Source organism: Bifidobacterium sp. H6bp9 (assembly GCF_032193695.1).
GTDB classification, from domain to species: Bacteria; Actinomycetota; Actinomycetes; order Actinomycetales; family Bifidobacteriaceae; genus Bombiscardovia; species Bombiscardovia kimbladii.
This window is the reverse complement of record NZ_JASTZY010000001.1, coordinates 51,112-70,885: the sequence shown is the minus strand read 5'-3', so window position 1 is coordinate 70,885 and position 19,774 is coordinate 51,112. Positions and strand designations below refer to the sequence as shown.

The 19,774-nt window shown below is 64.4% G+C and carries 17 protein-coding genes and 1 pseudogene; 17 read left to right on the top strand and 1 reads right to left on the bottom strand.

Annotated features, from left to right (window positions below):
- Nucleotides 1-48: 48 nt before the first annotated feature.
- Nucleotides 49-441 (top strand): annotated as a pseudogene (locus tag QRX40_RS08710) (ATP-binding cassette domain-containing protein); the annotation flags it as partial.
- A 36-nt stretch (nt 442-477) separates the two neighbouring features.
- Complete coding sequence (locus tag QRX40_RS08705) at nt 478-1,527, top strand: CbiQ family ECF transporter T component (protein ID WP_396184237.1); 1,050 nt, start codon at nt 478-480, stop codon at nt 1,525-1,527.
- A 109-nt stretch (nt 1,528-1,636) separates the two neighbouring features.
- Here QRX40_RS08705 and QRX40_RS00250 read toward each other — a convergent pair whose 3' ends face one another.
- On the bottom strand, nt 1,637-2,257 hold the full coding sequence (locus QRX40_RS00250; protein WP_015022073.1) for a superoxide dismutase: 621 nt from the start codon (nt 2,255-2,257) through the stop codon (nt 1,637-1,639).
- A gap of 220 nt (nt 2,258-2,477) precedes the next feature.
- Here QRX40_RS00250 and QRX40_RS00245 point away from each other — a divergent pair, with 220 nt between their 5' ends.
- The 15 genes from QRX40_RS00245 (at nt 2,478) to tyrS (ending at nt 19,770) form a co-directional block, all read left to right on the top strand.
- Nucleotides 2,478-3,398: an RNA methyltransferase gene (locus tag QRX40_RS00245; RefSeq protein WP_313835490.1), complete on the top strand. Its 921-nt coding sequence runs from the start codon at nt 2,478-2,480 to the stop codon at nt 3,396-3,398.
- A gap of 69 nt (nt 3,399-3,467) precedes the next feature.
- Nucleotides 3,468-4,535 carry a phenylalanine--tRNA ligase subunit alpha gene (gene pheS / locus QRX40_RS00240; RefSeq protein WP_313835488.1) on the top strand — a complete coding sequence of 356 codons (1,068 nt, stop codon included), beginning with the start codon at nt 3,468-3,470 and terminating at the stop codon, nt 4,533-4,535.
- Nucleotides 4,536-4,542: 7 nt separating this feature from the next.
- A complete protein-coding gene (gene pheT, locus QRX40_RS00235; RefSeq protein WP_313835486.1) occupies nt 4,543-7,149 on the top strand; it encodes a phenylalanine--tRNA ligase subunit beta in 2,607 nt (868 codons plus the stop codon).
- A gap of 25 nt (nt 7,150-7,174) precedes the next feature.
- Nucleotides 7,175-7,792 (top strand): DUF4190 domain-containing protein, encoded by a 618-nt coding sequence (locus QRX40_RS00230; RefSeq protein WP_313835484.1) that lies wholly within the window; start codon nt 7,175-7,177, stop codon nt 7,790-7,792.
- 23 nt (nt 7,793-7,815) lie between these two features.
- Complete coding sequence (locus tag QRX40_RS00225; RefSeq protein ID WP_313835483.1) at nt 7,816-8,406, top strand: DJ-1/PfpI family protein; 591 nt, start codon at nt 7,816-7,818, stop codon at nt 8,404-8,406.
- Nucleotides 8,407-8,514: 108 nt separating this feature from the next.
- Nucleotides 8,515-9,609 (top strand): N-acetyl-gamma-glutamyl-phosphate reductase, encoded by a 1,095-nt coding sequence (argC, locus tag QRX40_RS00220; protein ID WP_313835482.1) that lies wholly within the window; start codon nt 8,515-8,517, stop codon nt 9,607-9,609.
- Nucleotides 9,606-10,775, top strand: a complete 1,170-nt coding sequence (argJ, locus tag QRX40_RS00215) for a bifunctional glutamate N-acetyltransferase/amino-acid acetyltransferase ArgJ (protein WP_313835481.1) — start codon at nt 9,606-9,608, stop codon at nt 10,773-10,775. Before argC ends, argJ begins: the two co-directional genes overlap by 4 nt.
- A gap of 71 nt (nt 10,776-10,846) precedes the next feature.
- Nucleotides 10,847-11,794: an acetylglutamate kinase gene (gene argB, locus QRX40_RS00210; protein ID WP_313835480.1), complete on the top strand. Its 948-nt coding sequence runs from the start codon at nt 10,847-10,849 to the stop codon at nt 11,792-11,794.
- A 7-nt stretch (nt 11,795-11,801) separates the two neighbouring features.
- Nucleotides 11,802-13,067, top strand: a complete 1,266-nt coding sequence (locus QRX40_RS00205) for an acetylornithine transaminase (RefSeq protein WP_313836333.1) — start codon at nt 11,802-11,804, stop codon at nt 13,065-13,067.
- A 54-nt stretch (nt 13,068-13,121) separates the two neighbouring features.
- The gene (argF, locus tag QRX40_RS00200; RefSeq protein ID WP_313835478.1) at nt 13,122-14,096 is read left to right on the top strand and encodes an ornithine carbamoyltransferase; all 975 of its coding nucleotides are present in this window, start codon (nt 13,122-13,124) and stop codon (nt 14,094-14,096) included.
- Nucleotides 14,096-14,632: an arginine repressor gene (locus QRX40_RS00195; protein WP_198200161.1), complete on the top strand. Its 537-nt coding sequence runs from the start codon at nt 14,096-14,098 to the stop codon at nt 14,630-14,632. Before argF ends, QRX40_RS00195 begins: the two co-directional genes overlap by 1 nt.
- Before the next feature lie 59 nt (nt 14,633-14,691).
- Complete coding sequence (locus tag QRX40_RS00190; RefSeq protein WP_313835476.1) at nt 14,692-15,927, top strand: argininosuccinate synthase; 1,236 nt, start codon at nt 14,692-14,694, stop codon at nt 15,925-15,927.
- 17 nt (nt 15,928-15,944) lie between these two features.
- A complete protein-coding gene (gene argH / locus QRX40_RS00185; RefSeq protein ID WP_313836332.1) occupies nt 15,945-17,390 on the top strand; it encodes an argininosuccinate lyase in 1,446 nt (481 codons plus the stop codon).
- Nucleotides 17,391-17,483: 93 nt separating this feature from the next.
- Nucleotides 17,484-18,215, top strand: a complete 732-nt coding sequence (locus tag QRX40_RS00180) for an SGNH/GDSL hydrolase family protein (protein WP_313835474.1) — start codon at nt 17,484-17,486, stop codon at nt 18,213-18,215.
- Between the two features lie 223 nt (nt 18,216-18,438).
- Nucleotides 18,439-19,770 (top strand): tyrosine--tRNA ligase, encoded by a 1,332-nt coding sequence (gene tyrS, locus QRX40_RS00175; protein WP_144085797.1) that lies wholly within the window; start codon nt 18,439-18,441, stop codon nt 19,768-19,770.
- Nucleotides 19,771-19,774 lie beyond the last annotated feature (4 nt).

The window sequence follows — 19,774 nt, the reverse complement described above, 5'->3', positions numbered from 1 at the left end:
GTGGGCCGTCAGGGCAAGGCAGTGGCCGAGCATATCGATTTGGAATTCAGGGCCGGTCAGATCACCGCCTTGGTCGGAGCCAACGGAGCCGGCAAGTCCACGCTGGCCATGACCCTGGCCGGTCTACTGGAGCCAGTGGCCGGTTCGGTTCTTGCCCAGGACCGCCTGCTCCGGGAATCCCAGGGGCAGACGCCTGCCGAGCCCGAGCCCATCCGATGGACCTCATCCCAGCTGGCGGCGCGCATCGCCTATGTCTTTCAGAATCCCGAGCATCAGTTCGCCCGGGGCACGGTCTTGGATGAGGTCAAGTTGGCTCCAATCCGCACTGGTATGAGCGAGGACCGGGCCCAGGCTCGCGCCCTGGAGCTGCTGGACCGTTTCAGGCTGAGGCAGTACGCGCATGCCAACCCTTACACGCTCTCGGGCGGTGAGAAGCGGCGGCTCACCGTGGCCTCGGCCCTGGCCGCCGCACCTCAGATGCTGATTCTTGACGAGCCTACCTTCGGTCAGGACAGGAACACCTGGGTCAGCATGGCCCAGCTGATTGCAGACCTGCGCGACCAGGGAGCCTGCATTATCCTGGTCACCCACGACCGGGAGCTGGTCCAGGCCCTGGATGCCCGTCTGGTGGAGATGACGCCTCCGGGAGCCCAGAAGGCCGTCTGGCCTGTATCAGAGTCAGATTTGCAGGCCCGTCAGAAGACTGTTGCGGCCAGACTGACTGTCACGCCCATGGATCAGCGGGACGAGCCGGTCAAGCCGGCCAGCCGGTCGCCATACATAGCCTCCATCAATCCGGCCTTCCGTCTGATCGGGGCTTTCCTGGCGGCTCTGCCCCTGCTGATCAGCCTGGACCCGGTCTCGGCCACGACGGCACTGATCCTGGAGTTCCTGATGCTGGGCGCGGCAGGCTTCACACCCCTGCGGGTCGTCAGATCCACCTGGCCCATCTTCCTGGGAGCGCCCGGCTCGGCCCTGGCGATCATCCTCTACGGCAAGAGCGGCGGCGCCACCTTCTGGCAGTGGGGCATGATCCACATCACCCAGCGGTCGTTGGATCTGGCCCTGGCCACCGCGCTGCGAATCCTGGCCATCGGGATTCCCGCCATCATAACCGTGCTGGGAATAGACGCCACCGATCTGGCCGATGCCTTCAGCCAGGTGCTCCACCTGCCTGATCGCTTCGTCTACGGCGGGCTGGCCGGCATGCGGCTCTTCACCGTTCTCAAGGATGACTGGTCGGCCCTGACCGCCTCGCGCCGCAGTCGCGGGCTGGGCGATGAGAACCGTTTCAAGGCCTTTATGCCCCAGGCCTTCGCCCTGCTGGTCCTGTCCATCAGGCGTTCGACGACCTTGGCTACGGCCATGGAGGCCAGGGGTTTCGGCGGCAGCACACCGCGCACCCATGCCAGGGTTTCCCAGATCAGACCACGTGACGCCGGTTTCCTGCTCATATGCCTGGCTGTGCCCGCAATCTCCCTGACCCTGGCTGCCCTGACCGGCTCCATCGCCTTCTTCGGCAACTGATCGCACGGGTTTTCCACAGGCTCCGGATATAGAGGAACCCCGGTCCTTTCCGCCTCCCGCAGAGAGGGGAAAAGACCGGGGTCCGCCTGTGGTTGGAAGCGCTGGTCTTTTACCTGGCCAGAGTGGTGTTGATGTTGCGCACCTCGTCGAAGCGCTTGGAGGCATCCTCCCAGTTGACGATGTGCCACCAGGCCTTGACGTAGCTGGCCCGGTCGTTCAGGTACTCCAGGTAGTAGGCGTGCTCCCAGAGGTCCAGCAGGACCAGCGGGAAGATGGTGACGGGCAGGTTGCCCTGGTGGTCGTACATCTGCAGGGTGACCAGGCGCTCGCCCAGGGTATCCCAGGCAAGGACGGCCCAGCCGGAGCCCTGGATGCCTGCGCACATGGACTCGAAGTAGGTCTGGAAGCCCTGGAAGGACCCGAACTGGTCCTCGATGGCGGCCTTGAGCTCGCCAGTGGGCTCCTGGCCGATGGCCGGGGCCATGTTCTTCCAGAAGATGGAGTGGTTCTTGTGCCCGGCCAGGTTGAAGGCCAGGTTCTTCTCCAGCAGGTTGGACTGAGCCACGTTGCCGGACTCGGCCGCGTCGTGGATCTGCTCCAGGGCCTTGTTGGCACCGTTCACATAAGCCTGATGGTGCTTGTCATGGTGCAGCTCCATGATCTTGCCGGACACGTACGGCTCCAGCGCCGAGTAGTCGTAGGGCAGATCGGGAAGTGTGTATACGGGCATATCGTCTCCTCACAATGATTCTGGCCAAGCCAGACGAGTGATGGTCGGTCTGCGCCAGACCAACAACGGACGTGGTCGACCCGACCGGTTCTTTAACCCTAGCCCCTTGTCCGAGGAGCACAAGGGGCGCAGGCCTTTCTTTCAGTGAACTTTCCCACAGATGCGGGCTCATCAAGGTCCGTCAGCCGTGCTTTCGACTGCCGGGGCTAGAGTTGTGCCCATGCCCTTTGATGACTCCCTTCTTGACAATCCCCGTGCCCAACGAATTCGCCGTCTGGCTGAATTGCAGGATCGGCGGGCCCGGCAGCGTCATGGCCGCTTCCTGATAGAGGGTCCGCAGAGCGTGCGCGAGGCGGTCCGCTGGCGTCCCGATCTGCTGACTGACCTCTATGTTCAGGCGGATGAGTCCTCTTCTGTAGATAAGGGCGGTCATCCGCGGCCGCTCAACGAGACCGCAGGCGCCATCATGGAGCAGGCCCGGGAGCTGCCTGACTGCTATGGGCACTTCGTCTCCGCCAGGGTCATGCATGCCATCAGCGGCAATGCGCAGGGGATCCTGGCCCAGGCGCGGACTGATGGATTTTTGGCCCAAGCGACGGACCTTGACGATCCCCGGAGCCAGACGGGGGAGGGGCCCGACCTGGTGGCAGCCTTCTGGCAGATCCGTGATCCAGGCAATGCCGGAACCGTCATGCGCACGGCCGATGCTGCGGGCTGCCGGGCAGTCATCCTGGTGGATCAGTGCGTGGAACCGACCAATCCCAAGGTCATTCGCTCTACGGCTGGCTCGGCCTTTCACATACCCCTGGCGACCATGGGCACTGAGGACTTCCTGGCCCTGTGCAGACGGCAGGGCCGGGCCCTGGTGGCTGCGGATGTCTATGGCACGCCGGACAAACCCGTCCGCTCCCTGACTGATTTGATGACGAGCGGTACCCTGGCCAAGCCAGACTCGTCGGGTCAACCCATGGCCCTGCTTTTCGGCAATGAGGCACGTGGGCTGCCCAATGAGCTGCTGGAGTCCATGGATCAGATCGTTCGCATACCCATATACGGGCGGGCTGAATCGCTCAATCTGGCTACCTCGGCGGCGGTGCTGCTCTACGCCATGGCCATGTCGAGTCGTATTGAAAGAATGTGAAGGCGTCAACGACCGGGATTTCCGCTGATTTGCGGCCCGGACATGGCATTGGCAACAGTGGAAAGGTCCATGGTGGCACAGGAAGAATTCGACCCCGCGGCGATGACTGACGAGGTCAACGAGGGCATCGGCAGGATTCGCGAAGCCTCCGATCTGGAAGAGCTCAAGGCGATCAAGGCCAAGTATGCGGGGACAGGTTCCGCCCTGGCCGGATCCGGCCGGATCATCGGAAAGCTGCCAGCGGATCAGAAGAAGACCGCGGGGCGTCTGGCAGGCAAGCTCAAGGCTGACTTTGGCCGTGCCTACGGGCTCAAGGAGCGGCAGCTGCGCCAGGAGGAGGAGTCCCGCCGCCTGGCCGCCGAGCAGGTGGATATGACCCTGCCGGTCAACCGCCGTCCCCAGGGCGCCCGCCACCCGCTGTCCAAACTCATGGAGGACGTGGAGGACTTCTTCGTCTCCATGGGTTGGAGCATCGCCCAGGGTCCCGAGCTGGAAGCCGAGTGGTACAACTTCGATGCGCTCAATTTCGGCCCTGACCATCCTGCCCGCCAGATGCAGGACACCTTCTACGTCAAGGGCAGCCAGGCCAGGGATGCCGCCGGTTTCGCCGGCTCCAACATGGTCATGCGCACCCATACCTCGCCCGACCAGGCCCGTTCCCTGATAACCCGTGGCGTACCGCTCTACGTGGCCTGCACGGGCAGGGTCTTCCGCACCGACGAACTGGATGCAACCCACACCCCGGTCTTTCACCAGTGCGAGGCCATTGCCGTCGATGAGCACCTGACCATGGCCGACCTCAAGGGCACCCTGGACAAGCTCGCCGTGGCCATGTTCGGCCCCGAGGCCCGGACCAGACTGAGGCCCTCATACTTCCCCTTCACCGAGCCCAGCGCCGAGATGGACCTCTGGTTCCCCGACAAGAAGGGCGGCCCCGGATGGATCGAATGGGGAGGCTGCGGCATGGTCAACCCCAATGTTCTGAGGTCGGCCGGCGTGGACCCGCAGCGCTACTCAGGCTTCGCCTTCGGCGTGGGCATGGAGCGCACCCTGCTCCTGCGCCACGACATCAATGACATGCACGACCTGGTCGAAGGCGACGTGCGGTTCAGCCAGCAGTTCGAGATGGGGGAGTGACCGTCAGATGCCAATGGTAGATATCGACTGGCTCAAGGAGCATGTGCAGGTCCCCGAGGATCTGACCTATGAACAGCTGGCCAAGGACCTGGTCCGGGTCGGTCTGGAGGAAGAAGACATCCACCAGTCCACGGTGACCGGCCCTATTGTGGTCGGCTATGTGGTGGATGCCGAGCCCGAGCCCCAGAAGAACGGCAAGACCATCAACTGGTGCCATGTGGATGTGGGCGAGCAGTACAACGCTGTGGACGACCAGGGCCGCAAGGTGCCCCGGGGCATCGTCTGCGGGGCCCCCAACATGGCTGCGGGCGAGAAAGTGGTGGTGACCCTGCCGGGGGCCGTCCTGCCTGGGGACTTCCGCATCGAGCCGCGCAAGACCTATGGTCACATCTCGGACGGCATGTGCGCCTCCGAGCGTGAGCTGGGACTGGGCTCGGACCATCAGGGCATCATCCTGCTGCGCAACTACGGGTTCACCCCCGAGCAGTACGAACAGCTCAAGCCCGGTGACGATGCCATGAGCCTCCTGCATATGAATAGGCCCGTGCTTGAAATCAACATCACCCCCGACCGTGGCTACGCCTTCTCCTACAGGGGGGTTGCCCGCGAATATCACCACTCCACGGGCGCTGAGTACACGGATCCGGTGATTGAGCTGAACAAGACCGTGCCAGCCTCCGCAACGCAGGAGGATCAGGCTCCGCTGGCCGTGCATGTTGAGGACGACAATCCCATTCATGGTCAGCCCGGATGCGACCGCTACTACCTGCGGGCCCTGACCGGGTGCGACCCCAAAGCCGCCACTCCCAGCTGGATGCGTCGTCGGCTGGTTCGGGCCGGCATGCGCTCCATCAGCCTGCCGGTGGACATCACCAACTACGTCATGCTGGACCTGGGCCAGCCCCTGCACGCCTACGATCTGGACAAGCTCAGCGGTCCCATCGTCGTACGCAGGGCCAGGCAGGGCGAGCACCTGACCACCCTTGATGGCAAGGATCGCGAGCTCAGCACCGAAGATCTGCTCATCACCGACTCGCCTGAGGGGCATGAGGGTTCCCGAATCCTGGGTCTGGCCGGGGTTATGGGCGGCCTGTATGGAGAGGTGACCAATCAGACGAAGAACATCCTGATCGAGTCCGCCCACTTCGACCAGGTGACCATCGCACGGACCGCCCGTCGTCACAAGCTGCCCTCGGAGGCCTCCAAGCGCTTTGAGCGTGGGGTGGATCCGCAGATGCAACCGGCCGCCGCAGCCATGGCCGCCGATCTGTTGCATCGCCTTGCCGGTGGCCAGGACCTGGATGCTCCGTTGGATTTGAACCAGACCAAGCCCATGCCGGTCATCGACTTTGCCGTCAGCGAGGTGGCACGTCTGACCGGACTGGAGGTGGAGCCCCAGCGCATCACCGCCATTCTGCGTGACATCGGCTGCACGGTCCAGGGTGATCCTCAAGACCGGCTGTCGGTGACCCCGCCAACCTGGAGGCCCGATCTGGGCGAGGGCTGCGACCTGGTCGAGGAGGTGGCCCGCCTGGTGGGCTATGACCGCATCCCTGTCACCGTGCCATCGCCCAAGGTGTCAGATGCGGTTGGTCTGACCGATCGCCAACAGCGCCGCCGTTGGGTGGCTGACACCCTGGCCGAGTATGGGCTGACCGAGGTTCTGGACTACCCGTTCGTCGGCGACATTGATTTCAAGGCCTTCGGCATGGATCCTGACGAGGTCCATGTCAACAGTGTGGAGCTGGCCAACCCCATGGCCGCTGACAGGCCCTATCTAAGGCAGAGCCTGCTGCTGCCGCTGGCCAACACCGTGGAGCGCAACCTGCGACGTGGCAACACGGATGTGCGTCTCTTCGAGATCGGCTACGTCTTCCGTCGCGATCCCAAGGCCCCTGCGGTGCCGACCCTTCCGGGCGGCTTGCGGCCCAGCGACGAGGATCTGGCCCGCCTGGACCAGGGTCTGCCGGAGCAACGGCTGCATGTGGCGGCCCTGCTGACCGGCCGTGCTCAGGAGGATGGCTGGCTTAAGGACAGCAGGGATGTGGACTGGACTGATGCAGTCGAGTCGGCTCGTCGTGTTCTGGACAGGCTGGGAGCACACTATCGGCTGGAGCAGCCCCCGGCCGAGCAGGTGCCCGACCAGTGGCATCCGGGCCGTACCGCCAGGCTGGTCCTGGATGACGGCACGCTTGTCGGCATGGTGGGCGAGCTGCATCCTCGGGTTGATCAGGCTCTGGGCTTCCCCGCCCACTCGGCCGCCTTCGAGCTGAGTCTGGACATGGTGCTGGACCACCTGGACTACATGCCCCTGCAGGCCAAGCCGGTCTCGACCTTCCCGCCGGTCCGTCAGGATCTGGCCTTCACCGTGCCGGAAACGGTTTCGGCCGCCGACCTGACTTCCGCCATCAGAGAAGCGGCTGGGTCTAGTCTTGAATCCATCGAGCTGTTCGACGTTTTCACTGGCGATCAGATCGGTGAGCATGCAAAATCGCTGGCCTTCGCAGTCACCTTCCGCGCCCCGGACCGTACCTTGACGTCCGAGGACAGCGAATCCCTGCGCCAGGCCATCGTCGACAAGACTGCAGGTCTGGGCGCCGTGCTGCGTGCCTGACCGGGCATCAAGGGGACCGAGGGACATGACGGATTCTCAAGAACAGGGCACAGCCGGTGGACCCGACCGCCAGGATCATGATGGGAGCGATCAGCCCTTGTACGGCGCACGCGCCGATCGTTATCCAGGATGGAATCCGTACATATACGGTCGCCCAGACCCTGAATCCAAGACCAAGGAATCGGATTCGTCCCAGGGCAACCCCGCCAACCGGCCTATGCCCATGGCAGGGCAGCCGGGTCCCGGTCGCGGCGGAAATCCTGGGAATCCTGGGAACCCTCAGGCCCGTCCCGGCGCTCCGGTCTGGCCTCCCCAGGGCATGCCCGATCTGAACGACCCCTCCCAAAATCCGGTCTACGGCCACTGGGATCCCTGCGCCATCATCGCTTTCCTCATGGCCCTCTTCCTGCCCATGCCTGTGATTCCCGCTTTGCTCGGCGGCGTTTCCATGTATCGGACCCGCCGACTGCATATGAAGGGCTACGGGTTGGCCATGGCTGCCCTGATCATCAACCTGCTCTTCACCTTGGCTTGGATCTGGCTTCTGGTCAACGGGGTCTCCCTGAACGACTTCTACCAACAGATGATGCCGTCGCCCTCGACGGGTGGCGGCGGCTCAGGCGGGGATGGTGTCAGCGCCTGAGATTTAAGCAGGGGGTCATTCAGATGGGCTTGGATATCGATATTGTCGTATTCGACGGGTTTGAACCCTTGGATGTTTTCGGCCCCTTTGAGGTTTTCATCAACACTGATGGCGCCCGGGTGCGGCTTTTCTCCTTGGACGGTCCTGGAGTGAAAGTCGGGGAGGGCGGCGTCAGGGTCGAAGCTCTAGGACTCGAAGCGATCGATCCCAAGGGAGTTTTGCTGATACCCGGCGGGTCCGGCACGCGAACTCTGGTTGGAAACGACCGATGGATTAGGCAGTTGGCAAGCCTGGCCGCCCAGTCGCCGCAGGTAATGACGGTCTGCACAGGCTCGGCTCTCTTGGCTGCCGCCGGTGTGCTCGACGGTCGGCGTGCGACCTCCAATGACTTGGCCTTTGACTGGGTCGTCGGCACGGGGGAGCGCGTGGACTGGGTCAAGGATGCCCGCTGGGTGGTCGATGGCAAGTTTCGTACCTCTTCGGGCATCTCGGCCGGTATTGACATGGCACTGGCCTTTGTGGAGGACACATGCGGGCCCGAGGCGGCGGACAGGGCCAGTAGGCAAATGGAATACATCCGCAACCGAGACTCCGGTTATGACCCCTTCGCATAGGTGACAGTGTCGCGCAGCAAAAGCAGGAGCATAGCGACACGCCGAATTGCATAAATATGCGTTTTACTGCATGAGTATGTATGATGGTGCCCGATGAAGGGAGCACTCATGCGGCAATACACAGTGGCTGTGGCGGGAGCTTCGGGGTATGCCGGCTCGGAGATGATCCGTCTATTGGCGGACCATCCAGCCTTTCAGGTATGCACGGTCACCGGTCATGGCTCGGCTGGACGGTTGCTGGGGGAGTTCTCTCCCAACCTGCCGGAGTCGCTGGCCTCGTTGCAGATTCAGGATACGAAGCCGGATATCTTGGCCGGCCATGATCTGGTGGTTCTGGCCCTGCCTCACGGGGCTTCTGGCCCCCTGGCCGAGCAGCTGGATCCGCAATCGCTGATGGTCGACTTGGGGGCTGATCACCGGCTGGAGGATCCAGGCGACTGGCAAGACTACTACGGAGGGCCTTTCTCAAGCCCGTGGACCTACGGGATGCCTGAGCTGCTCAATCCGGGTGGCGGCCGCCAGCGTCAGCTGCTTGGACAGACCCGGCGGATCGCTGGTCCTGGGTGCAATGTCACAGCAGTCACTCTGGCCTTCCAGCCTGCCCTGTCCGCCGGACTGGTCCAGACTGATGATCTGGTGGCCGACCTTGCTGTCGGCTACTCGGGCGCTGGGCGCTCGGGCGGCAGAATGGATCTGCTGGCAGCCCAGGCCATCAATTCGGCCCATCCCTACTCGGTCGGAGGCACCCATCGGCATATCCCTGAGATTGTGCAGAATCTGCGCAAGGCCGCAGCTGCGGACCCCAACCTCGGGGGTCTTGGGAAACAATCCATTCGCTTGGGGTTGACCCCCATACTGGTCCCCATGTCAAGGGGGATTCTGGCTGTGGTCTCAGCCAAGCTGAGCGCGCGTGGACAGAGCATGGGTATGGCTGATATTCGTTCCGTCTGGGAAGAGATCTATGCCGACGAGCAGTTTGTCGATCTGCTCCCCGAGGGCAGGCTTCCCTCCACGGCCGATGTGTATGGCTCCAACCGGGCCCAGGTCCAGGTCGCTGTGGACCAGCGCGCCGACCGCCTCTACGCTTTCGCCGCCATCGACAACCTGACCCGGGGCACCGCAGGCCAGGCCCTCCAGGCCGTGAATCTGGCTCTGGGCCTGCCCGAGGAGACCGGATTGACAACCATAGGAGTGGCACCATGAGCATCACCTACCCTGCAGGCTTCCGGACCGGCACGGCCATCGCCCATCGTCCGGGAGGCTCACAGCGCCGCAACCTGGCCCTGGTCGTCAACAGCGGACCCATGGACACGGCTGTGGGGGTCTTCACCCCCAATCGGTTCCGGGCCGCTCCGGTCGTCTGGACCAGTCGAATCTTGGAAGATGGCCGTGCTGGAGCCGTGGTCATCAACTCCGGCAATGCCAACGCCTGCACGGGCCCCGAGGGCCTGGACCAGGCCAGGGCCATGGCCGAACGGACAGGCGAGAAACTGGGCCTGCCCACCGAGCGGGTTGCCGTCTGCTCCACCGGGATCATCGGCCATCTGCTGCACCTGGACTCCATCTTGACCGGTATCGATCAGGCTGCCCAGGGGTTGTCGGCCAGTCAGGAGGCCGGCGAAGAGGCCGCCAAGGCCATATTGACCACCGACACCTGCACCAAGACCGTGGCTGTGGACGGTTCCGGCTGGCGGCTGGGCGGCATGGTCAAGGGTTCCGGGATGATCGCCCCGCAGTTGGCCACCATGATCTGCGTAATCACCACCGATGCCATTCTGGAGCCGGAACAGGCTCGCCAGGCCCTGTCCGAGGCTTGCCGGCTCAGCTTCAACCGGATCGATGTGGACGGGTGCATGTCCACCAACGACACCGTCCTGCTGATGGCCTCCGGGGCCTCTGGCGTGCGGCCTGACCCCAGGCAGTTCCAGGAGAAGCTTGGTCGTGCCTGCGCGGATCTGGCCCATCGGATTGTGGCAGACGGTGAGGGCAGCAGGCATCGGATCCGCATCCGTGTGGATGGTGCCGAGAACGAGGATGCAGCCCTTGCCTGCGCACGGGCGGTCTCCGGCTCTACGCTGCTCAAGTGCGCGGTGGCCGGCGAGGACCCCAACTGGGGCCGGGTGGTGTCCTCCCTGGGCACCGTGCCGGTTTCGAAGGCGGCCTATGATCCGGCCCAAGTGGATGTCAGCTTCAACGGCATCACGGTCTGCCAGGGCGGCCGTCCCGGCCAGGACCCGGAGCTGGTCGACCTGCACGTTCCCGAGGTCCATATCGACATCGACCTTGGTCATGGCGACAGCCAGGCCACGGTATGGACGGATGATCTGACCCACGAATACGTGACCATCAATGCCGACTACCACACCTGACAGGAAACCTGATCGGGCGCGCTGCCAAGAGCCGCAGCAATTGGAAGATGGTCATAAGGAAGGGGAAGAGGATGGCGGATGTCGAGCAGCATGCCGAAGCTGAAACAGCCTTGGACGATGCCCGCAAGGCCCAGGTGCTCATCGAGGCCCTGCCCTGGCTGGAGGAGTTCGCCGGTCAGAGGATCGTAGTCAAATACGGCGGCCATGCCATGGTGGACGACCATCTGCGGCAGTGCTTCGCTCAGGACATGGTCTTCCTGAGGCAGGTGGGCATGCATCCGGTGGTGGTGCACGGGGGCGGCCCGCAGATCTCCCGCATGCTCCAGGCCCTGGGCATCCCCTCGGTCTTCCGCGGCGGTCTGCGGGTGACCACCCCCGAAACCATGAAGGTGGTTCGCATGGTGCTGACCGGACAGGTAGGCAGGGATCTGGTCGGTGCCATCAATGCCCACGGTCCCATGGCTGTCGGCCTGTCAGGGGAGGATGCCGGCCTGTTCAGTGCGGCCCGCCGCACCGGCATGGCGGATGGACGACCAGTCGACCTGGGACTGGTGGGCGAGGTCGTGGGCGTGGATGCCTCTGCCGTCGAGGATCTGATCGATGCCGGGCGGATTCCCGTCGTGTCCTCTGTGGCTCCTGACGAGCAGGATCCCACCCAGGTGCTCAATGTGAATGCCGACGCGGCCGCATCCGCTCTGGCAGTAGCTCTGGGGGCCCGGAAGCTGGTCATTCTCACCGACGTGGAGGGACTGTATGCCAACTGGCCCCAGGCCGACTCCCTGGTCTCCAGCATCGGCGTGGACCGGCTTGAGGACATGTTGGAGGACATGCATGAGGGGATGCGCCCCAAGATGGAGGCCTGCCTGCAGGCCGTGCGATCCGGAGTGGGCGAGGCCCACGTCATCGACGGGCGGCGGCCGCATTCCATGCTCAACGAGATATTCACCCGCAACGGCATCGGCACAGTGGTCGTGCCGGGCCGGGACATGATCATGAGGAGGAGTCATGACGAAGGCTGATGCACCTATGAGAACTCTCGAAGGGCCGCAGAGCAGTCAATGGGCAGACCGCTATGACCGCGTCCACATGCAGGTCTTCGGACGGCCGGGCAGGGTCATGGACCATGGCCGAGGCGCCTGGATCTGGGACCTGGACGGCAACCGCTATCTGGACATGATGGCCGGAATCGCGGTCAATGCCCTGGGCTACGCCCATCCGGCCTGGAACAAGGCCCTGGCTGAGCAGGCCGGGAAGATGGCCCACATCAGCAACTTCTTCGCCTCCCAGCCTCAGATCGAGCTGGCCGAACGACTGCTGGACCTGGCTCAGGCCCCGGAGGGATCCCGTGTCTTCTTCGCCAACTCGGGAACCGAGGCCAATGAGGCGGCCATCAAGCTTGCCCGGCTGCATGGCGCTCGCATGGGCGGTCACCCTGGCCGGATCCTGGCTCTGACTCATAGTTTCCACGGCCGCAGCATGGGCTCCTTGAGCCTGACATGGAAACCTGCCATTCGTGAGCCCTTCCAGCCCCTGGTCCCGGGCATGGGCTTTCTGCCGGCAGAAGACGGCGAGGCTATGGAGGAGGCCTTCGCACAGGGGGAGACCTCAGGAGAGCCGGTGGCCGCCGTCATTCTGGAGCTCATCCAGGGTGAGGCCGGGGTGCTGCCGCTGGATCCTGACTACGTTCGGCAGGTGCGTGAGCTTTGCAGCCGGCACGGAGCCCTGATGATTTTGGACGAGGTGCAGACCGGCATAGGCAGGACCGGCCACTGGTTCGCCTTCCAGGACCGGAGCCTGTCCGGAGGAGCCTGCCCTGACGTGCTCACCTTCGCCAAGGGGGTGGCAGGCGGCTTCCCCATGGGCGGGATGATCACCTTCGGCTCTGGGCCATCAGGTCTGCTGACCCCTGGCATGCACGGATCCACCTTCGGCGGCAATCCCCTGGGATCGGCCCTGGCACTGACCACCTTGGAGACCATCCAACGGGAGGGCCTGCTGGAACGGGCGCGGCAGATGGGCGAGAGGCTGCGCGCTGGCCTTACCGGCTGCGGCAATCCCCTCTATAACCAGGTCAGAGGCAGAGGGCTGCTGGATGCGGTCCAGCTGGGCGCCCCCTGTGCCGGGGATCTGGCCTCCTGGGCCCTGGATCACGGGCTGATCGTCAACGCTGTGGCCCCTGATGCCCTGCGTCTGGCCCCGCCCCTGATCATCCAGGCCGACCAGATCGACCTGGCCGTGGATATCCTGTCCAAGGCTCCGGTCAGTCTCGGGGAAGGGCTTGCAACAGGATGATCAGTGAGATCAGCCATCAATGACGTACATGATCATAGCGATAGGGAGGCAGAGATGAACAGCGGTTTGCGGCACATGCTGCGTGACGATGACCTCAACCACGAGGAGCAGCTGGAGGTGCTTCGGCTGGGCATGGCATTCAGGGCAAATCCCTATTTGTCCCAGCCCTATCAGGGCCCCCAGGCCGTGGCCATCATCTTCGACAAGCCCAGCACGCGCACCAGAACCAGCTTCTGCGTGGGTGTGGCCCAGCTGGGCGGCTATCCCATGGTCATCGACAGCTCTGGCTCACAGCTTGGCCGTGGCGAGCCCGTGGCGGACACCGCCAAGGTGCTGACGCGGATGACGTCCACCATAGTCTGGCGCACCTTTGGCCAGGATCGGGTGGAGACCATGGCCGCCCATGCCACCGTGCCTGTCATCAACGCGCTGACCGACTCCTTCCACCCCTGCCAGGTTCTGGCCGACTTCCTGACCCTGGCCCAGCACCGGGGCGGGGTCGATGCCCTGGCTGGCATGACCATCGCCTACCTGGGCGACGCAGCCAACAACATGGCCAACTCCTACCTGCTGGGCGGAGCAGTGGCCGGCATGAACGTGCGGATTGCCGGCCCCCACGGCTTCCTGCCCGATCCAAGCCTGGTGGATCAGGCCCGGACCCTGGCTGCTGAAAACGGCGGATCCATTCTGGTCACCACGGATCCGGTCCAGGCTGTGGAGGACGCCGACTGCGTCTTCACCGACACCTGGGTCTCCATGGGCGAGGAGGACCAGTACGCCATTCGCTCCCATCCCTTCCAGCCCTATCAGGTCAACGCCGCACTTATGGCCCATGCCCGCCCGGATGCCCTCTTCCAGCATTGCCTGCCCGCCTACAGGGGCCGGGAGGTGACGGCCGAGGTCATTGACGGCCCGCAGTCCGTGGTCTGGGACGAGGCGGAAAACCGATTGCACGCCCAGAAGGCCCTGATGACCTGGCTGGTGGCCCGCTCCCGGGGCGACGAATCCCTCCTGCAGGGGGTGTGCTGATGCGTCCGACGACCAAGGTGGCCCGGCTGGATGCCATCCGCCAGGCCCTGAACCGACATCGGGTCAACTCCCAGCAGCAGCTGTCGGCCCTGCTGGCTGAGCAGGGCATCGAAGTGACCCAAGCCACCCTGAGCCGGGACCTGGACGACCTGCACGCCACCAAGCTGCGGTACGCAGACGGCAGCATGGCCTACTGGATTCCCGCCACCACCGACCAGCAGGCCATGGAGGCCGCTGCCGCCGAGGGGCCTGAGGTCGAGGGGGAGAACAAGACCGATGCCTACCTGGCCAAGATTCTGACCGGGCTGATCACCTCGGTGGCCCGGGCCCGCAACCTGCTGGTGGTCAGAACCCCGGCCGGCGCCGCCCAATATGCAGCTTCCGCCCTGGACCGCCAGCCCATCAAGGGGATTCTGGGCACCATAGCCGGGGACGACACGATTCTGATCATCGCTGCCGACGATGAGGCGGCATCATCCCGGGCCGACTGGCTCATGACCATCGTCTCCGGCCAGGAGGATGCCAGGGCCCGATGAACGCAGAAGACAGCAATTCAGCATCTGCAAGTGTGAAATCACAAGGAAAGAGGATCGCCATGACCGAAAACAATCGCATCGTGCTGGCCTACTCAGGTGGCCTGGACACCTCAGTGTCCATTCCCTACCTCAAGGAGCGCACCGGCAAGGATGTGGTGGCCGTCTCCCTGGATGTGGGCCAGGGCGGGGAGCGTCTGCAGACCATCCGCCAGCGGGCCCTGGACTGCGGGGCCGTCGAGTCAGTCGTGGTGGATGCCCGGGACGAGTTCGCCCGGGATTACTGCATGCTGGCGCTCAAGGCCAATGCCATGTACGAGGGCGTCTACCCGCTGGTGTCGGCCATCTCCAGGCCGCTGATCACCAAGCATCTGGTCCAGGCGGCCCACCAGTACGGTGCCGACACCATAGCCCACGGCTGCACCGGCAAGGGCAACGACCAGGTCCGTTTCGAGGTCTCCATCATGTCCATCGACCCCTCGCTGAAGGCCATCAGCCCCATCCGTGACCTGGGATTGATGAGGGATGTGGAGATTGCCTACGCCAAGGAGCACCGCCTGCCCATCGAGCAGACCGAGGAGAGCCCCTATTCCATCGATCAGAATGTCTGGGGGCGCGCCATCGAGACCGGTTACCTGGAGGATCCCTGGAATGGGCCCACCAAGGACGTCTATTCCTACACCGACGATCCTGCTTTCCCGCCGGTCGAGGATGAGGTGACCATCGACTTCGAGCAGGGCATCCCTGTGCGCATCGACGGCAGGGCCGTCACCCCTCTGGAGGCCATCGAGGAGATGAACCGCCGGGCCGGAGCCCAGGGGATCGGACGTGTGGATCTGATCGAGGACAGGCTGGTGGGCATCAAGTCCCGCGAGCTCTATGAGGCTCCGGGGGCCGTGGCCATGATCACCGCCCACCAGGAGTTGGAGAATTGCTGCCTGGAGCGTGAACAGCACCGGATCAAGCGCGACATCGACAAGCGCTGGGGCGAGCTGGTCTACGACGCCCAGTGGTACTCGCCTGCCGTCCGCTCCCTGAACGCCTTCATCGAGGAGACCCAGCGCTATGTCTCCGGCCGCATCCGCATGGTCATGCACGGGGGACGGGCCGTGGTCACCGGCCGGCACTCCGACAGCTCCCTCTACGATTACAGCCTGGCCACCTACGAGTCCGGCGACAGCTTCGACCAGAACGCCTCCAACGGGTTCATCGCCATCTACGGCCTGGCCGACAAGGTGGCCGCCGCACGCGACATGCGCTTCGGCAACGGCATCGCACAGGACGGACAAGAGCAGTGAGCAGCGGCGACAAGTCCATGGCCCTCTGGGGCGGGCGCTTCAGCGGCGGGCCCTCGCCGGCGCTGGTCGAGCTCAGCCGGTCCACCCAGTTCGACTGGCGGTTGGCCGATGACGACCTGGCCGGTTCCCGGGCCCACGCCCGTGCCCTCAACCGTGCTGGTCTGCTGGACGATGATGAGCTGGCACGCATGGAGCAGGCCCTGGATGAGCTTCAAGACCAGGTGGATTCCGGCGCCTTCGCCCCTGAGCGTGGCGATGAGGACGAGGCCACGGCCCTGGAGCGTGGTCTGATCGACATAGCGGGGGACCAGCTGGGCGGCAAGTTGCGGGCCGGGCGCTCGCGCAACGATCAGATCGCCACCCTGATTCGGATCTGGCTGCGCCGCCACGCCCGGGTGCTGGCCAAGGATCTGCTGCGCACGGCTCAGGCTCTGATGGATCAGGCCCGGGCGGCGGGGAACACGGTCATGCCTGGCCGCACCCACATGCAGCACGCCCAGCCTGTCCTGCTGGCCCACCAGCTCATGGCCCATGTCTGGCCACTGATCCGTGACCTGGAACGCCTGAGGGACTGGGACCAGCGTGCCGATGCCAGTCCATACGGATCGGGCGCGCTCGCGGGCACCACCCTGGGTCTGGACCCCCTGCCAGTGGCCCAGGATCTGGGCTTTAGCCGGGTCTGCGCCAACTCCATCGACGGGACTGCCGCCAGGGATGTGGTGGCTGAGTTCGCCTTCGTCGCCGCCATGATCGGCGTGGACCTGTCCAGGCTGGCCGAAGAGATCATCATCTGGAACACCCAGGAGTTCGCCTTCGTCCGCCTGGACGACGGCTACTCGACCGGTTCATCCATCATGCCCCAGAAGAAGAATCCCGATGTGGCTGAGCTGGCTCGCGGCAAGGCCGGTCGACTGGTCGGGGATCTGGCAGGCCTATTGACCACCCTCAAGGGGCTGCCGACGGCCTATGCGCGCGACCTGCAGGAGGACAAGGAGGCGGTCTTCGACCAGGTGGACACCCTGGAGGTCCTGTTGCCCGCCTTTGCCGGCATGGTCGCCACCTTGACCTTCAACAAGGATCGCCTGGAGGAGCAGGCTCCCACAGGCTTCGCCCTGGCCACCGACCTGGCCGAGTGGCTGGTCAGGCAGGGGGTGCCCTTCCGACATGCCCATGAACTCTCCGGCGCCTGCGTCAAGCTGGCCGAGGGCCGTGGTTGCGAGCTGGCCGACCTGGAAGATGCCGATTTCGCCAGGGTCTTCGCTGACTGGGTGCCCGCCGATCGGGCTCCTGAGGTCCGCTCGGTCCTGACCGCCGGGGGAGCCGTGCGCGCTCGCCGGGGCCAGGGGGGCACCGCACCGGAGAGGGTCAAGGAGCAGATGGACCAGGCTGCACACGCGCTGGAGGAGCTGAAGGCCTTCGCCGACTCACAGTCTGACGGGCCTGCCTACCGTCCTCCCAGGTGAAGTTTCTGGTCTCCGCCGGACCGGTGGCCGCGTTAGAATGCCCAACGGCAATTCTTCAAGAGGAAGAGTAAACGGCGAAAGGCGGCGGCGATCATGAATCCGGTGGCACTGGTCCAGGCTTGGTGGGCCAAACAGCACATCACTCTGGCCAAGGAGCCGCCCGGTTCCCGCCAGGGGTTGTGCTCGCCTCCGGACCAAGGCCGCGACCTGGAGCCGCTGACCATGCTGGTGGTGGGCGACTCCATGGCGGTCGGCTGCGGGGTGAAGGACCAGAGCCAGGGTTTCGTCCCCGATATAGCCGCCTGCCTGGCCGCCCGGCTGGGGCGTCCGGTATCCTGGTCGACCAAGGGGCGGCTGGGGGCCACCATCCGCAGGGTGCGCTACCGGTTCCTGCCCGCCCTGCAGGACCATCCTGATCTGCTGGTTCTGTGTGCAGGATCCAACGACATCATGGCCAACCGCACCGATGAGCAGTGGCGGGATGACCTGGCTGCCAGCATCGAGCTGGCCCAAAACAAGGGCCGTCAGGTGCTGGTCCTCAGCTCCGGTCAGCTCTATCGGGATCCTGCCCTGGGCCGGGCGCTCAGGGCCGAGGTGGAGCGTCGGATAGCCCGCCAGACTCAGACCAGTCGTCAGGTCTGTCAAGATGCCTCGGTGCCCTTCGTGGATGCCACCCGCGACGACGTTGGCACCGATCGACCCGACTTCTGGGGCATTGACCACTTCCATCCGGGGGTCGAGGGTTACCGGCGCATGGCCGCCTGCGTGGTCGACCACATTCCCCAAGACCTGATCAATCAGTTGTCTGTGTCTGCGCGTTCCTGAATTTGATACGGTAGTCGCTCCGCCCTGGCCAAAGCAGTCGGGGGTCAATCGCCAATCCGCAGTGGTCGATTCACCGTGATTAATCTGGTCTCGTCCCCTGGGGATTCTGGTTTTGTGCGGCCTTGTCTGCGGCGTTCCGGGGCTCTGTCGTGTCGGTATCTGTTGCAAGAATAGTAGGGTTTAGCATACATTCATCCAAATATTCGATAGGGAGTAGCCTCTCATGTCGCAGGTCACCGATTTCAGGCAGGCGGGTTTCGACTCGCTTTTCGACGAACTCAAGTGGCGCGGTCTCATTGCCCAGTGCACGGACGAGTCCGAGCTCAGGAAGGTGCTGGCCGACCCTTCGGTGACCTATTATTGCGGATTCGACCCCACAGCTCCCTCGCTGCACGTGGGCAATCTGGTCCAGCTGCTCAACATGCGCCACCTGCAGGCGGCCGGTCTGCATCCCATCGCCGTTGTGGGCGGGGCCACCGGGCTTATCGGCGACCCTCGGCAGTCGGGGGAGCGCACCCTGAATCCCAAGCAGACCGTGGCTGAGTGGACCGAGCGCCTGCGTGGCCAGATCGGGCGCTTCCTGGATACCGAAGGTGAAAATCCAGTCCGGTTCGTCAATAATTATGAGTGGACCGGCTCTATGAGCACCATCGACTTCCTGCGCGATGTGGGCAAGAACTTCCGCATGGGCACCATGCTGGCCAAGGACACGGTGGCCCGCCGCCTGGACTCCGACGAGGGCATCTCCTTTACCGAGTTCAGCTACCAGGTGCTCCAGGGCAATGACTTTCTGGAGCTCTTCGACCGCTACGGATGCAGTCTGCAGCTGGGCGGCAGCGACCAGTGGGGGAACCTGACCAGCGGGCTGGACCTGATCCGCAAGGTGCGCAATGCCTCTGTCAACGTGATGACCAGCCCGTTGATCACCGACTCCCAGGGCAAGAAGTTCGGCAAGTCCGAGGGCAACGCGGTCTGGCTGGATCCCACCATGTTCAGCCCCTACCGCTTCTACCAGTTCTGGTTCAACCAGCCCGATGACCAGGTGGTCAAGCTGCTGAAGACCTTCACCTTCCTGCCCAAGGCCGAGATTGAGCGTCTGGAGGAGCGGACCGCCCAGGATCCGGGCGCCCGCGAGGCCCAGAAGGTTCTGGCCTGGCAGGTGACCTCCTATGTGCACGGCGAGCATGCCGCCCAGGGGGCCATCGATGCCTCGGGCGCCCTCTTCGGCCGCGGCAAGACCTTGGAGGAGCTGGACGAGGATGTGCTGGATTCCGCACTGGACGGCCTCAAGGTCGATGATGGTCAAGGCGGGCGAGCCCTGCCCGCGGCCAGCGAGGGCCAGCGTCTGGTAGAAGCCGGGGTTGCGGCCGGGCTCTTCCGTTCGGTCTCCGAGGCGCGCAAGACTGTGGCATCGGGCGGTTTCTACCTGAATAACCAGCGGGTCGAGGATCCGGATCAGGTTTTGGAGAACAAGGACTTTCTGCATGGGCGCTTCGCCCTGGTTCGCAGAGGAAAGAAGGCCCTGGGCGCACTTGAGCGTCGGGCCGGCAAGTAGGAAC

What these genes read in the sequence shown, in the direction of transcription:
- QRX40_RS08705 (WP_396184237.1), top strand. Translation starts at nt 478, where the DNA reads ATGCTGATTCTTGACGAGCCTACCTTCGGTCAGGACAGGAACACCTGG.
- QRX40_RS00250 (WP_015022073.1), bottom strand. Translation starts at nt 2,257, where the DNA reads ATGCCCGTATACACACTTCCCGATCTGCCCTACGACTACTCGGCGCTG.
- QRX40_RS00245 (WP_313835490.1), top strand. Translation starts at nt 2,478, where the DNA reads ATGCCCTTTGATGACTCCCTTCTTGACAATCCCCGTGCCCAACGAATT.
- pheS (WP_313835488.1), top strand. Translation starts at nt 3,468, where the DNA reads ATGGTGGCACAGGAAGAATTCGACCCCGCGGCGATGACTGACGAGGTC.
- pheT (WP_313835486.1), top strand. Translation starts at nt 4,543, where the DNA reads ATGCCAATGGTAGATATCGACTGGCTCAAGGAGCATGTGCAGGTCCCC.
- QRX40_RS00230 (WP_313835484.1), top strand. Translation starts at nt 7,175, where the DNA reads ATGACGGATTCTCAAGAACAGGGCACAGCCGGTGGACCCGACCGCCAG.
- QRX40_RS00225 (WP_313835483.1), top strand. Translation starts at nt 7,816, where the DNA reads ATGGGCTTGGATATCGATATTGTCGTATTCGACGGGTTTGAACCCTTG.
- argC (WP_313835482.1), top strand. Translation starts at nt 8,515, where the DNA reads ATGCGGCAATACACAGTGGCTGTGGCGGGAGCTTCGGGGTATGCCGGC.
- argJ (WP_313835481.1), top strand. Translation starts at nt 9,606, where the DNA reads ATGAGCATCACCTACCCTGCAGGCTTCCGGACCGGCACGGCCATCGCC.
- argB (WP_313835480.1), top strand. Translation starts at nt 10,847, where the DNA reads ATGGCGGATGTCGAGCAGCATGCCGAAGCTGAAACAGCCTTGGACGAT.
- QRX40_RS00205 (WP_313836333.1), top strand. Translation starts at nt 11,802, where the DNA reads ATGAGAACTCTCGAAGGGCCGCAGAGCAGTCAATGGGCAGACCGCTAT.
- argF (WP_313835478.1), top strand. Translation starts at nt 13,122, where the DNA reads ATGAACAGCGGTTTGCGGCACATGCTGCGTGACGATGACCTCAACCAC.
- QRX40_RS00195 (WP_198200161.1), top strand. Translation starts at nt 14,096, where the DNA reads ATGCGTCCGACGACCAAGGTGGCCCGGCTGGATGCCATCCGCCAGGCC.
- QRX40_RS00190 (WP_313835476.1), top strand. Translation starts at nt 14,692, where the DNA reads ATGACCGAAAACAATCGCATCGTGCTGGCCTACTCAGGTGGCCTGGAC.
- argH (WP_313836332.1), top strand. Translation starts at nt 15,945, where the DNA reads ATGGCCCTCTGGGGCGGGCGCTTCAGCGGCGGGCCCTCGCCGGCGCTG.
- QRX40_RS00180 (WP_313835474.1), top strand. Translation starts at nt 17,484, where the DNA reads ATGAATCCGGTGGCACTGGTCCAGGCTTGGTGGGCCAAACAGCACATC.
- tyrS (WP_144085797.1), top strand. Translation starts at nt 18,439, where the DNA reads ATGTCGCAGGTCACCGATTTCAGGCAGGCGGGTTTCGACTCGCTTTTC.